Origin of the sequence: Halomonas sp. ALS9 (assembly GCF_001651035.1) — a bacterium.
Lineage (GTDB): Bacteria > Pseudomonadota > Gammaproteobacteria > Pseudomonadales > Halomonadaceae > Vreelandella.
Genome location: NZ_LXRG01000054.1, coordinates 235,263 through 247,494, shown reverse-complemented (window position 1 = coordinate 247,494; position 12,232 = coordinate 235,263). Strand labels below are relative to the sequence as shown.

At 52.3% G+C, this 12,232-nt stretch carries 13 protein-coding genes; 10 read left to right on the top strand and 3 right to left on the bottom strand.

What is annotated here, in order from left to right; genetic code table 11:
* Positions 1 to 174: 174 nt before the first annotated feature.
* From A6R74_RS02675 to A6R74_RS22715, 8 genes are all read left to right on the top strand, one after another.
* Positions 175 to 990 (top strand): hypothetical protein, encoded by an 816-nt coding sequence (locus tag A6R74_RS02675; protein WP_064232921.1) that lies wholly within the window; start codon positions 175 to 177, stop codon positions 988 to 990.
* The gene (locus tag A6R74_RS22610) at positions 974 to 1,366 is read left to right on the top strand and encodes a hypothetical protein (RefSeq protein ID WP_125410277.1); all 393 of its coding nucleotides are present in this window, start codon (positions 974 to 976) and stop codon (positions 1,364 to 1,366) included. The genes A6R74_RS02675 and A6R74_RS22610 overlap by 17 nt, the downstream gene beginning before the upstream one ends.
* Before the next feature lie 104 nt (positions 1,367 to 1,470).
* Positions 1,471 to 4,293 carry a phage tail tape measure protein gene (locus A6R74_RS02670; protein ID WP_064232920.1) on the top strand — a complete coding sequence of 941 codons (2,823 nt, stop codon included), beginning with the start codon at positions 1,471 to 1,473 and terminating at the stop codon, positions 4,291 to 4,293.
* Between the two features lie 51 nt (positions 4,294 to 4,344).
* Positions 4,345 to 4,689, top strand: a complete 345-nt coding sequence (locus tag A6R74_RS02665) for a hypothetical protein (protein ID WP_064232919.1) — start codon at positions 4,345 to 4,347, stop codon at positions 4,687 to 4,689.
* Position 4,690: 1 nt separating this feature from the next.
* The gene (locus tag A6R74_RS02660; protein ID WP_064232918.1) at positions 4,691 to 6,463 is read left to right on the top strand and encodes a WD40 repeat domain-containing protein; all 1,773 of its coding nucleotides are present in this window, start codon (positions 4,691 to 4,693) and stop codon (positions 6,461 to 6,463) included.
* A 3-nt stretch (positions 6,464 to 6,466) separates the two neighbouring features.
* Entirely contained in the window at positions 6,467 to 7,183 is a 717-nt protein-coding gene (locus tag A6R74_RS02655; RefSeq protein WP_064232917.1) for a hypothetical protein, read from the top strand.
* Positions 7,176 to 8,618, top strand: a complete 1,443-nt coding sequence (locus A6R74_RS02650; RefSeq protein ID WP_064232916.1) for a hypothetical protein — start codon at positions 7,176 to 7,178, stop codon at positions 8,616 to 8,618. Before A6R74_RS02655 ends, A6R74_RS02650 begins: the two co-directional genes overlap by 8 nt.
* A gap of 342 nt (positions 8,619 to 8,960) precedes the next feature.
* The gene (locus A6R74_RS22715; RefSeq protein WP_064232915.1) at positions 8,961 to 9,245 is read left to right on the top strand and encodes a hypothetical protein; all 285 of its coding nucleotides are present in this window, start codon (positions 8,961 to 8,963) and stop codon (positions 9,243 to 9,245) included.
* A gap of 105 nt (positions 9,246 to 9,350) precedes the next feature.
* Here the strand turns inward: A6R74_RS22715 and A6R74_RS02640 are convergent, their stop codons facing one another.
* Genes A6R74_RS02640 through A6R74_RS02630 form a run of 3 tightly spaced genes read right to left on the bottom strand, consistent with a single transcriptional unit; the run spans position 9,351 to position 11,298 of the window.
* The gene (locus A6R74_RS02640; RefSeq protein WP_064232914.1) at positions 9,351 to 10,625 is read right to left on the bottom strand and encodes a Y-family DNA polymerase; all 1,275 of its coding nucleotides are present in this window, start codon (positions 10,623 to 10,625) and stop codon (positions 9,351 to 9,353) included.
* Positions 10,622 to 11,071: a LexA family protein gene (locus A6R74_RS02635; protein ID WP_064232913.1), complete on the bottom strand. Its 450-nt coding sequence runs from the start codon at positions 11,069 to 11,071 to the stop codon at positions 10,622 to 10,624. The genes A6R74_RS02640 and A6R74_RS02635 overlap by 4 nt, the downstream gene beginning before the upstream one ends.
* Entirely contained in the window at positions 11,068 to 11,298 is a 231-nt protein-coding gene (locus tag A6R74_RS02630) for a DUF1654 domain-containing protein (protein WP_064232912.1), read from the bottom strand. The genes A6R74_RS02635 and A6R74_RS02630 overlap by 4 nt, the downstream gene beginning before the upstream one ends.
* A gap of 130 nt (positions 11,299 to 11,428) precedes the next feature.
* Here A6R74_RS02630 and A6R74_RS22135 point away from each other — a divergent pair, with 130 nt between their 5' ends.
* Positions 11,429 to 11,836 carry an SOS response-associated peptidase family protein gene (locus A6R74_RS22135; protein ID WP_082906561.1) on the top strand — a complete coding sequence of 136 codons (408 nt, stop codon included), beginning with the start codon at positions 11,429 to 11,431 and terminating at the stop codon, positions 11,834 to 11,836.
* Positions 11,833 to 12,087: a hypothetical protein gene (locus tag A6R74_RS22130; protein ID WP_082906560.1), complete on the top strand. Its 255-nt coding sequence runs from the start codon at positions 11,833 to 11,835 to the stop codon at positions 12,085 to 12,087. The genes A6R74_RS22135 and A6R74_RS22130 overlap by 4 nt, the downstream gene beginning before the upstream one ends.
* Positions 12,088 to 12,232: the final 145 nt, after the last annotated feature.

Sequence of the window (12,232 nt, the reverse complement as noted above, 5' to 3'; positions counted from 1 at the left end):
ATGCTGACAGAGCTGGAGTGTGATCTTTGGGGGATGTATTTTGAGCAGAAATCAAATTAGTGATTTGTGATATTCATTAATTTACTCAATTGGTAAAGGAATGAAGCATCATCAATGATATATTGGCCACGTATTTTTTATGACTTCTGCTTCTGTGGAGTACAGGGATAGAGAATGTCTATACCGGCACTGAATACCAATGATGTTATGGATACAATTGCTGCGCTTGATGTAGATAGGTTGAGCGAGGGCGATTTCCAGGTTCGGTTGGTCAGGAATGAGATAAAAAAGGTTCGTAAGCACGCGCCAGCGATCGCCTATATGCTAGATGGGATTTTAAGCGCCAGACTCAATGACTACCCTACTGCGAAAAGTCATCACGAACGTTCCGTTGCCTTGGCACCTTCAGACAAAACAATTCTGTGGAACTACTCTGCATCGATGACTACTCTCGCACACTATGAGGAAGCTTCACGCATAGTTCAGCGTTTGGTTGAATTGGGCCATGCAGGGCCTCAGCATCTTGAGTCGCTAATATGGCTTTCTCTTACATCGCTGGATACAGAGGCTCTAAGCTATAATGTCGAGCTTGTCCAAAAGAGTGGTTTTGAGCCGTCTCAGATGATTGAGAGCCCTGAATTAGCGCATTCCTTATTGACGATCCTTAATTTTACTTCTGATTTTCCCAATGTCGCTCCGGATTTAAAGCGTATATACATGCACGTTCAAAATGTTCTTGAAAGTAAATCGAGCATAGTGATGGGTGTATATGCGGAAGAAGATGATTTTTATCATCAGCGTGTGCTTCACATTGGCTATCTCGTTGAGGCAGAACAGAGCGATAAAATAATTGCTCTCAATGATTTATTACTTGAGAAAATTAGTGCTGATGAAGCCATTGAGCACTGGGACATTGTTATACCTTCGTTTGTTTTAACGAAGCCTGATGGAGAAACACAAGGATTGGTTGTATATGCCAGTAACGCCTGAACAACTTCTACAAGCAACACAAAATATAGCTGAAGAACCTGCTTGTGAAATCCAACGTAGATATGCTGCTTCACGCTTTTATTATAGTTTTTTTCATTTTGCAAATCGTTGCGCAGACCAGATAGCAGATATACCTCCTTCCAAAATGAGCGGCCCTACTCACTCCAACTTAGCTGAGTTTTTTGGACGGGGATGTGCGCCAACTGGTGTTAACTCGATTAAGTTTAGACAATTAAGTATTTTGCTTAGGCAATGTCACAAAGTAAGATGCCAAGCTGATTATCGTTTACAGGACGAATTCGAAATTCATTTATTGGAACAACACAGAAATTCTTGCGAAAAGGGTGTAAATATACTGAGGGCTTTACCCTCTTGAATATGTTCTAACTTTGTATTCAAAATTCGTCATAATGAGAATTTAGCTCTTAGGAACCCGCTCAGGCGGGCTTTTTTGTGCCTGCAATTTAAGAGAGGTGGCCGATGGCTGACCTGGAACGATCCGTTGCCATCATCTTCGAAGGTGTTGACCAGATGGGTGCTGGGGTCGATAGCGCCACAAAACGCCTGGATAGCATCGTAGGATCCGCCCAAGGCGTTGTTGATCCTATCGCTAATGCCACCGCGGGCATTCTCAAGTTTGAGGCTGCACTATTGGCTGGTGGAGCGGCGGCCACCGCGCTGGCCGTCAAAATGGCGGGTGACTTTGATGCCCAGTTCAAAGAAGCCACCACGCTGGTGGATGACACCGGCGAAAGCCTGGATAAGCTGCGTGGCGATATTCTGGCTTATGGCCGCGACAGCACCCAGTCGTATGAGCAGATCAACGCCTCTGTTTACGGTGCGATTTCCGCTGGTGTGGATTACACGCAATCACTGGATGCCGTGCGCCAGGCTGAGCAGTTGGCAGTGGCCGGTAAGGGCGATCTTGATAGCTCGCTGACCGTGCTGGTTTCCACGCTGAACGCTTACGGCGACGGCATGGATCAGGCCGAGCGCTATAGCGATCTGTTGTTCCAAACTGTGCGCAGCGGCCAGACCACGCTACCTGAGTTAAGCGCTTCACTTGCCCAGGTGACCAAAACCGCTAGCTCAGGCGGCGTTGAGTTTGATGTGTTGTCAGCGGCAATAGCCACTATTACAGCGGCGGGGGCGCCTACCAGCCAGGCCATTACCCAGATCCGCGCGGCCATCGCTTCCATCATCAGCCCCACACAAGGCGCGCTAAAGTACGCCGAAGAGCTAGGTGTTGAGTTCGGTGCGACCGCGCTGCAAAGCAAAGGGCTTGAGGGCGTTCTTCGTGAAGTGGAAGAGGCCACCGGCGGCAACGTCGAAAGCATGGCGAAGCTGTTTTCCGGTAGTGAAGCACTCAACGGCGCGCTGGGGTTAATCGGTACCGGCGCGCAACGCTTTGCCGACAACCTGGACGCCATGGCGAACAGCGCGGGTGCCACGGAAGTCGCTTACGCGAAGATGGCCGACACCGTTGAGAATAACAACCAGCGCATCAGCAATGCGTTTCAGAGTCTGCTGATTACGATAGGTGACCCGCTACTGGATGAGTTTGGCGGCATCCAGCAGGCCATTGCCGCGATCTTTAACAGCATTGGTGCCAGCGTCAGCGATGGCCAACTGCAGCAGTTTGTCGACTTAATCGAAGGGGTGATGGGCTCCCTTGAGCAATCTCTACTCGATGTCGCGGAAAACCTGCCCGAAGCCCTGGAAGCCGCAGACCTGTCAGGCTTTGTGGGCGGTTTTGAAGCCGTGCGCGATGCGGTGGCGGGGCTGTTCGATAACGCGGATATCAGCACCGCCGAGGGGCTAGTGAGCGTTATTCAAACGCTGGGCAGCGGGGTTAATTTGCTGGGCGAGTTCACTGCTGGCGCGATTGAGCAGCTTGTTCCTTTTGTGGAAACCTTGGCGGAACTGGCGCAGTGGGTGACACAGCTTGACCCCGATATGATTGCCCTGGGCGGTGCCATAGGCGGTATCGCCGTTGCTGCATCCGGTATCCTCGCTGGATTGGGCGGGTTGGTCACTGTTTTGCAGGCGCTGGCGGGCTCTAGTGGCGCGGTACCCGTGGCCACCAGGGCAATAGGCGGCTTGGTCACCTCATTAGGCAAAGTCGCTGGCCCGGCTGGCGTCGCCATTTTGGCCACCCAGGGCCTGCTTGAGCTTAAAAGCACACTGGAAGAGTTTGATGAATTTAAGTTCAATTTCTCAGATGAGCTCGTTGAAGAGCTGGACAAAACCACTGGCGCTCAACGTGCGACGACAGAAGCCAGCCTTTTTAGCATCCAAAAGCTAGCGGAAGGGTACGTTAGCTTATCGGATTACTTTGATTGGGGTGATGAAGCATCGTCGGACTTTGTCCAGCTTTCAGATGCTGCCGTTGAGGCAGCTACCAAGGTCGCCGAATCTGCAGGAAGCATTGGTGGTAAGAGTGCAGAGGACGTAAAGCGCATTAGTGACGCCGCCGTGAGCGCGGCGGTAGAGGTGACCACCGCTGGAAATCAGCTAAGGGACGGCCTGGCAGCGATCGATAGCCCGCTGGTCGACCAAATTGCTGATCTACCTGGCACGCTTTCCGACGCGGCGGCGGCATTGAGTAGCGGCGAAGCGTCGATTGTTGCCACCAGTGAAGAGATCCGCGACGCACTTACCCGCGTGCAAGACGCCTTCAACCAGGGTGACATCAATGAACAGCAGTATCGCAGCCTGACCGGTGCGCTGTTGGAACTTAAAGAGAGTAGTGAGCAAGCGGCGCAAGGTCAGGAGGCGCTGACTGGCGAGGTGTTGAGCAGCGAAGAGGCGATACTCAAAGCCCGCCAGGCCGTGCTGGATCAATCCCTTGCGCTTGAAGAGCTGGCCAGCAATGAGCGCATCAAGAACATGGAGTTCGCGGTTGATTTCAAAATCGCCCAGATGCAAACGGATGCCCAAAAAGTTGAGGCGATCCTCAATGCGACCAGCTCCACGATTTCCAGTACGGCGGACGCCGCTGCCAGCATGTTCGATACGCTGGGCAGTGGCGATCTTAGTTTTATTGACCAGTTTGCAGCTCGTGATGCTATCGACCAGCAGATGAAGATCCAAGAAGAGGCTGCTGCTCAGCAGGGAAAATTGATTGATGCACAAGTAGCGCAAATGCGCGCCCGCACCCAGGCGCTGCAAAACGGTGATGGCCTGATCAAGATTGAAAGCGACGGCCTGGAGCCCGCGCTGGAGATGATCATGTGGCAGGTGCTGGAAAAAATTCAAATGCGTGCCAACGCCGAAGGCGCTGAATTCCTGCTGGGCCTGTAAGCCCTTCTAACGCTTATACCTTCACGTTAACCCCCGCTGGCGAGAAACCCTATGTATCTAATTGGATTAGCCGCGCGAGGCTACGACCCGCGCGGGGCCTTGCTATTGCCGCATCGGGCGGGCACCACACTGGGCGATGTCAACCGACGCGTTAGCCGGGTCAGCACGCTGGATGGCGGTGTTGCGGTCACCAATCGCGGCCATAGCCCTGGCGATCGCACCGTCACGCTGTCGTTTAGCGGCTTGCCCCGTGAGCTTGTCGATCAAGCCCGCCGCATGGTGCGCCTCCATGCCCGGGTCACGCTTTCCATCCCCGATGGCTGCTTTATCGGCGTGCCCAGCGAGTACGCGGAGCGCCGCCAGGAACTGACTATTTTAATTGCCGAGGAGGCGTGATATGCGCTTTGGATTCCTGAATAACTTTTCTGCGCAGCTGGCGGTGCCGCTCAGTGACACCGCCACCGAAGCTGAATTGAGCAGCGGTGCTGAGAAAATCGCTGAGGCACTGGAAAATGCTGACGCCGTAGCGCTAACGCTGTTTGTTGTCGATTCCCAGGGCAATGAAACCAAGCGCGAAGTGGTGTATGCCACAGCGGCGATGGATGCGATGGTTACTATTGAACGCGGAAAAGAAGGCGGTACTGCACAGGCATTTTCGCCAGGGAGCGGGGTCGAGGCGCGGCTAACCGCCGAATCGTTGCGAGCTATGGGGTTAAGTGACGCTCAGGCAAGTAGCCTTGAGAAGATCAATAGCGCAAGCCCTTCGATGGGCAGTCAAGCTCAAGCGACGGCACCGGGGGCGGTCGCTATCGGGCCGGGGGCTATCGCCAGCGTAGCGGGTGGTCTGCAAGTAAGCGCCGTCAGCTATGTGGCAAACACGGCTGCTCAAAGCTCCGCAATGCAAACGGTGCTGTTATCGGAAGAAATCGACCTTACTGACACCGCAGGGATCACCGAGATTGGGGCGCCTGCGGGAACGCTGATAATGCCTGACGCCATAGACGTGATAGTGACTCAAAGTGGCGGCGGCCTAAGCTATGAAGAGCAAAGCATATCGCCGTCCGGTGTGGATCGCTACGGCATATTGGCACGGGTTAGCCCGGACGAAACGCTGCTAGTTTACAAGGAAGATCTCTCCGATTTGATGATCTTCGATTTGCCGGACTTTACCACGGTAACAGATGGGCCTGCAGGGCTATCAAACGTGAAAAGTGTTGCATTTAGCCCTGATGGATCAATGCTTGCTATCGCACGGTGGAGCGGCACGCCGAGCATTGAGGTATACCATACAGTGGATTGGACGGTAGTTAGCGGAGTGCCTGTAGAGCCGCTAGGGGCGGTAAGCGTCCACTTCAGCCGTGACGGCAACTATTTAGCCATACATTACAATGATGATTCACAAGGTAACGTTGTGGTACTGAACACGTCAGACTGGAGCGTCGTGTCAACCGGCATCGCTGTCACCGGACACCCCGATGAATTAATGTTTAGCGCTGACAGCCAATACCTTACGGTCATGACGTGGGACGAAGTAAAAGTTTTTCAGGTATCGGATTGGTCAGAAGTCTCTATCGCGTCATCAATAAACCCAGGTAAAGGCATCGCCTTTTCTCCTGACAGCGCATACATGGCGCTAACATGGGCGGGTTCCAACAAAAATATACAGCTAATCGATACAAGCGACTGGAGCCTGGTTAGCGGTCTGCCAGAATTAACCAGTCACCCTGAAGATGGCACGACCGCAGTAGCATTTACCAATGACGCGCAGTATCTACTTGTAGGTACTAGCTTCGGCCCAGGGATTAGGGTGCTCAATACGTCAGACTGGAGTGAGGTTCCTGGCGTTTTTAATCAAGAGGACGGGGTAAGTGATCTTTCAATGCCGGTCGGCAACAATAATGTATACGTTAGCATTTCAAGTTTTAACTCCGAGCCGTTAGGACTTTTGGTCCCGGCCGGAGAATCGGCGTTAATCAGCGTTGGTGACGGCGAATCGTCAGATAGCTATTTATCCGATGCAGAGGTTCCAGGCGGCGGGCTTGGAAGCCGAGTTGTTTTCAGCCCGCTTTCTCACCACGGCGCCGAGACCATTAGCGTTTCTGTCGTTACCCCCAGCAATTCCGGCAAAAAAGTAAAAATGGCGGTTCGCGGCTACGTCATGGAGATTTAACCCATGCTGAACACCGATCCGCTTAACAGCCGGGCGCTGGGCACGCCTCTGCCGGTGGCCGCGGTTGATTGCCTACCCATCGTTAAACGCTTGCCAGGAAGCGTACTGAATAGCGCTCAATTAGGTAGCTGGGCACTCAACGCCAATGGCGGCACCATCGTCATCAGCTGCGATGATGGCCCAACAGGTGCGCTGTTTGATCCACTGGAACGGGTAGACGTGTATCTGCTGCTGATCGGTGAGTTGCGCGTGCCCATGTCATCGTTTCAAGCCACCATGCGGCGCACCGGTAAATCCTTTCTGCAAGCCATCGTGCCCGCCGGTGACAGTGTCTTACCCGCCTTGGAGTACGGCACGCTGATGCAGGTGCAGTTGGGCTACTACTACCCCAGTGTTGATGAGTATAACGGCCTGGAGACGATTGCCTTGGCACCGCTGCAGCAAATCAGAAGCGATGAGGGCCCGACCCGCTACACGCTGACGCTCAGCGGCTATGGCGACTTCCCACAAGCCGACCCCCTAGAGCGCATATTGCAGGGCGTACAAACCCGGTCAATCAATCAAGGCGCCCGGCGTGTGCGCTGTAACGTCGATCTGTTGTTACGGCCTGATAACTATGCGGTTGATACCAATGGAGAGCGCTTCCACGTGGGGCAGATCCAATACTTCGTCAATGCCACCAGCGCGGCCATGGAAGTGATCGAGGTGGGCGATGGGTAAGGCACGGATCCTAGCGGCACATGGTGAAGGTCGCTACACGATTGAGATTATCGAAGCTCGTGAGCGGGCGGAGTTCGCAAAACAGGAAGCCGAAGCACGGATTCAAACACTGAGAAGTGAAACCCTCTCCCTTGAGCAACGCATAGCTACCGCCCAGGCCTCCGCCAATCAAGCTGCTGCTAATCAGGATGCTGCTATTAACCAGTACCAGCAGGAAATGGTTGAGCAAGGGCAGTCCAACGTCGATCTCGAAGAGCATGCCCAGGCGCTACTTGAAGCGGCCAGCCAGCGGGATGCGCTGCGAACCGAGCAACGCAGTAAGGAGCTACGGATTGCCGCCGATGAAGCCCTGGTTGCCCGTGTGAATGCTCTGCCACCGTTGCGCCAGGTACAGGCCTGGTGCGCGGACTACACGGAAGACTTAAGCGGAGAAGTCGCCACGGCGGAAGTGCCCGGTGAAATAGGAAACGTCATCATCAAACCAGGCTTTGAAGGCAATGCCTGGAGCGCCACGGAAGATGGCGCCCTACAGCCCACCCAAGCCAGCACCCCGGCCGCTACCTTCTACAACCTGGCCATGCTGCCCGGCTGGCAGAAGTGGCGCCCCACGTTTCGTAGCGCGATCCTCACCGGCCTGGACGGCGATAACTGCTCGATCACGTTGGATGCTGCCACCAGTAGCCAGAAAGGGTTGGGCGTTAATGCGCGCGCGAGCTATAGCAATGTGCCGATCCTTTACATGAACTGCAACGGCGGTGCCTTTGAAGAGGGCGATAAGGTGCTGGTGGCCTTTGCGGGCAATGTGGAAGGGCCGACGGTGGTGGGGTTTGAACAGGCACCCAAGGTTTGCTGTACGCCGGAAGTGCTGGCGGTATACCGTAACGCAGATGCGCTTTGGCAGGTTCAATCACTCTATGGCGATTTAGCCATTTCCGGCGGCGCCACGGTGTGGCGTATCACCGATGAAAGCGGTAGCGAAGTCGTTTATAGCGGCGGCGTTGCCAAAGCCTCTGATGGCAGTTATCGGCTGGACGGCTTGCCAGATGAAGCGGATGTTGTACGCACTGAGGTGGTGACAGAGCTCTTTTATGCGGAAGACAGCAGCAAGTCAGAGGGGGATAGCATGGGAACGCTTTCGCCTCCCGCCCGTTCCGACTTTGCGGGTGGGCAGTGGCACGTATCATCCGACTTCATCGATACAGACGGCACCGTCCACAGAGGCCTAGCCTGGCCTGCCTGGGGGCAGGGGCCAATAGACACAGCGGGTAACCCTGTCATAAGTGACCCCTTGCCCGTTTTGGAGATTGGCTACGATGGCGAGGGCAGTTGGAATGGTATCACTCACAAAGGGCGGTCGATTACGTATACGAAAAACAGGCACGCTTTGGTTCTGGAGAAGGGGTGCAATGGGAAGTGGCCTGAGGACGGGGAATGATTTTTACCCAGTACACATGATCAACGTCAGTGAAGTGATTAAACTTTTCGATGTAAGAGATTGCCCACAAACTTTATAGCTGATTTCTTACATCTTCTCATTAGCAACGCTGCTATGCTAAGAACATGACGCCATAAACGCCGCTTTAAGCATGCCGCACGCGTCAAGTTGGGTAAAATATGGGTAATTAAATGGATCTTGAACGCCAGGGATGGTTTTGTTTAATATATGTCTCATTTGTTATTCGTTTTCATTTATGAAGAACTTCTATTTAGGTGTAGGTGTCAAAACGAGAGATTGCACATTAGTGCTTTCGTTAACCAATATAGGAGTTGTATTTAGATGAATAGGACTGTGATTAATGATGACTTGAAGCGTGAAATTAAAATTCCTTATGTATTTGGAGGTACTTGTGTAATACCCGTCTACGAAGATGGCTTACCCAAGATCTTTATTGATAAGGGTAAGCTATATGCTCGTAGGCGAAACGATGTGTGCCGTTTAGGTGATTACCCATCGATTGTAGAAACGTACATAACGAATGTCAGTTGCTTGAAAATGTGTCAGCTTGTTGAGCTGGATGATTCTTTAAATGCTAATGTAGAAAGATTTTTAAGCAGTCGTTGAATTAATAAAAATCTTATATAAGATAGCTTTAAGGCACTGGGCTGCCCCTTAAGTTCCATAGGAGTAATGATATGGATATATGTAATATTGCCAAGGATGGCAACTCTATGTTTTAACAGTCGCAAGCTCATCCCACCTACTGGTATACCTAGGCGTTCGGTGCTCGCAACGCAACTCCCAAGCATTGATCTTCCTTGGCATCCCAAGTCTAACTGCATTTTTACCATGCTCACGATTGAGCTTGTCCATCGTGGCCATTAGTTTCTCATTTCGAGCGCGTTTTTCATCACTCACTGGCTCAGCTAGCAGCCCCAGCTGCTCATTATCGTGATCACAGAGATCCATCAACATCACGCCGCATTTCTGATACCAAATCCCTTCCTTGAAGATCCGCTCCAGTCCGGCTATCGCAGCTTTTACCAGTTCACGGCTATCGTCAGTCGGGTGGGGAAGCGGTATTACCAAGCTTTTACTGTAACTAGGTAGGTCGCTGCGAAATCGGTTGGTTCTCACAAATACCATAATCGCCTGGGCTAAACCTTGTTGCTTACGCAATTTCTCACCTGCCCGGGACGTGTGCACGCGGATGGCTTCATGTAGGTCAACTTTGTTGTTGGTGAGGCGCCCAAAGCTGCGACTCACCATTATTTGTTGTTTTGGCTGCGTCATATCATCAAGCGGAATACAGTCATCGCCTCTCAGCTCCCAAACGATGCGCTCCATAACTACCGAGAAGTGCTTTCTCAAATGCTTGGGCGATGATTCGCGCAACTGCCAGGCTGTTTCAATACCAAGGGTACGCAGGCGGGCTGCGCTTCGACCCGCCACCCCCCAAATTTCTGTGACCGGCAACTGCTCGAGGAAAGCGCGCGTGTCATCGCTGTCCGGTTGCATAATGGCCACACCATCGAAGCCGTTCTCTTTTTTAGCTCGGTGGTTAGCGATTTTGGCGAGGGTTTTGCTGGTACTTAGTCCAACGCTAACCGGAATGCCGGTATCCCTGCGTACCTGGCGCCGCATTGCTTGGCATCGCGCTTTAAGTGTTTCGGGCTCGAACCCTTCGAAAGATAAAAACGATTCATCTATCGAATACACATCGACGTGGGGCGTGTGCTGTGACAGCACGTCAGTCACGCGGCGGCTCATATCACCGTATAGCGCATAGTTACTTGAAAGCAGCACACACTGACGGCGAATATGTGGATCGATCTGGTGCGCGGGCATGCCCATGGCCACGCCCAACTGTTTGATTTCCGCTGACCTGGCAACGACGCAGCCGTCATTGTTCGACATCACGCCTACAGCCTTGCCTTCAAGCTTGGGATTAAATACACGCTCGCAGCTGACATAGAAGTTATTACAGTCGACCAGGGCAATCATGTTGAAAAACCTGGAGCGAGTGAATGGATATTGTGTGTGACCACGCCCCACACCTGGCACTCTTTGCCTTCCAGCGGTATTGGTCGAAACTCTGGATTTGATGCAATGAGATAAGGGCGGTTGCCGATCGTGCCCAGCTTCTTGCAGGTGAGCTCACCATCCACACTCATAATCACGATATGCCCAGGCTTGGGTTCTAGCGAGCGATCAACAATCAAGAGATCCCCATCATATATTCCAGTGCCGGTCATCGATGTCCCTTTGGCGCGAAGATAATAGGTCGCGCTGGGGTGCTGAATGAGGTGATCGACAAGATCAAGCTCAGCTTCAAGGTAGTCGTCCGCTGGACTGGGAAAGCCGGTGCGTACCTCGCCAGCGGCTAGAGGCAGTTTAAGCGGAGGGGAGGTGGTATCTACGCGTCCTAGTACCGAGAGATGCATACTCATGCCATGCTCTCCTCGGGATTCCATGTGATACGTATATGCTCAGCGTCGTCGTCCATGGGGGTAAGCGTCACGTTCTCGACGGTGCTCAAGTCAGCAAGCATTTGTGCCCAATCCTCATGGCTCTCATCGTCTCGACGCTGGATCTCGACACAGTGTTTTGACTGCGCCCCTGGGCTGCCGATCTCTTTCTGCACCCGCTTGACTAGCTGTTCGTAGGATTTTGACATGAGCGTCTCCTTAAATATATGGCTTTATATACAGTATTTAAGGCAGACGATAAGCGATGAGTATCGTTAACTGCAAGTGAAGAAATGAAAGCAAGGGTGCTAAGCGCTGATTATTGGCTATCCTTCAGGCATGTTTGAAAGATTTGCTTTATTCGCCCAATTTGATCGTCTGGCCAAATTGGTCGATGCAGCAGTGCCTGATGTCGAAGCAAGCCAGCGCTATAACGTGGCGCTTGGTACCTGGATACAGGCTATACGGCAGGTCTCAGACGACGAGGCAGCTACCTTTGAAGAAATGTGGTGGGTTTATAGGCCGAAGTGGGCGAAAGATAGCGGCAGTCAACCTATTAATGCCCAGGTAGAAACGGTGGTCACCAACGCTTACTTCAAATCAGCATTCGCAAAGCATCTGGGCCTGATACCAGCGGGCGGCTGGTATGAGTGGATCAAAAACTCCAGCCCCAAACAGCCGCATTACATTTGCCGTAAGGATAGAGAGCCGTTTTCTTCGCCGGTATCTTTGCTGAGCGTGAGGTGAGCAGTCTGATTTGTGCGATTGTCACCGATCCCGGCCCTGGTAGTGCTGCAGACATGCATGTTTGGATGCTGTTGATTCTTGATGACGACAGCCTCAAGCACTTGCTAGAACCCCTGGAAATGACCGATCGGGAAACCATTCTCAGCCTGGTTCACCACATCGATGCGGATCTGATTGTGTATTTGGCGGTGTGTACAGCTATTAACAAATCGGCTGAAGGGCAGGGTGATGAGTTGATTAATCCTTCGTAGCGATCGACTAGTCGTAAAATGACCACAATCAACTAGTGGTTTAAAAAACGTTTAATTTTAAAATCCATATCTTAGGATGTAATATCTTTCCTAATCTAAAATTAATTGATTAATAAAATCTTTGTAATTTTGATTACTAACATTA

Coding starts and splice junctions, on each gene's coding strand:
- A6R74_RS02640 (WP_064232914.1), bottom strand. CDS start 10,625: ATGATTGCCCTGGTCGACTGTAATAACTTCTATGTCAGCTGCGAGCGT.
- A6R74_RS22610 (WP_125410277.1), top strand. CDS start 974: ATGCCAGTAACGCCTGAACAACTTCTACAAGCAACACAAAATATAGCT.
- A6R74_RS02665 (WP_064232919.1), top strand. CDS start 4,345: ATGTATCTAATTGGATTAGCCGCGCGAGGCTACGACCCGCGCGGGGCC.
- A6R74_RS22715 (WP_064232915.1), top strand. CDS start 8,961: ATGAATAGGACTGTGATTAATGATGACTTGAAGCGTGAAATTAAAATT.
- A6R74_RS02675 (WP_064232921.1), top strand. CDS start 175: ATGTCTATACCGGCACTGAATACCAATGATGTTATGGATACAATTGCT.
- A6R74_RS02650 (WP_064232916.1), top strand. CDS start 7,176: ATGGGTAAGGCACGGATCCTAGCGGCACATGGTGAAGGTCGCTACACG.
- A6R74_RS02670 (WP_064232920.1), top strand. CDS start 1,471: ATGGCTGACCTGGAACGATCCGTTGCCATCATCTTCGAAGGTGTTGAC.
- A6R74_RS02660 (WP_064232918.1), top strand. CDS start 4,691: ATGCGCTTTGGATTCCTGAATAACTTTTCTGCGCAGCTGGCGGTGCCG.
- A6R74_RS02635 (WP_064232913.1), bottom strand. CDS start 11,071: ATGAGTATGCATCTCTCGGTACTAGGACGCGTAGATACCACCTCCCCT.
- A6R74_RS02655 (WP_064232917.1), top strand. CDS start 6,467: ATGCTGAACACCGATCCGCTTAACAGCCGGGCGCTGGGCACGCCTCTG.
- A6R74_RS22135 (WP_082906561.1), top strand. CDS start 11,429: ATGTTTGAAAGATTTGCTTTATTCGCCCAATTTGATCGTCTGGCCAAA.
- A6R74_RS02630 (WP_064232912.1), bottom strand. CDS start 11,298: ATGTCAAAATCCTACGAACAGCTAGTCAAGCGGGTGCAGAAAGAGATC.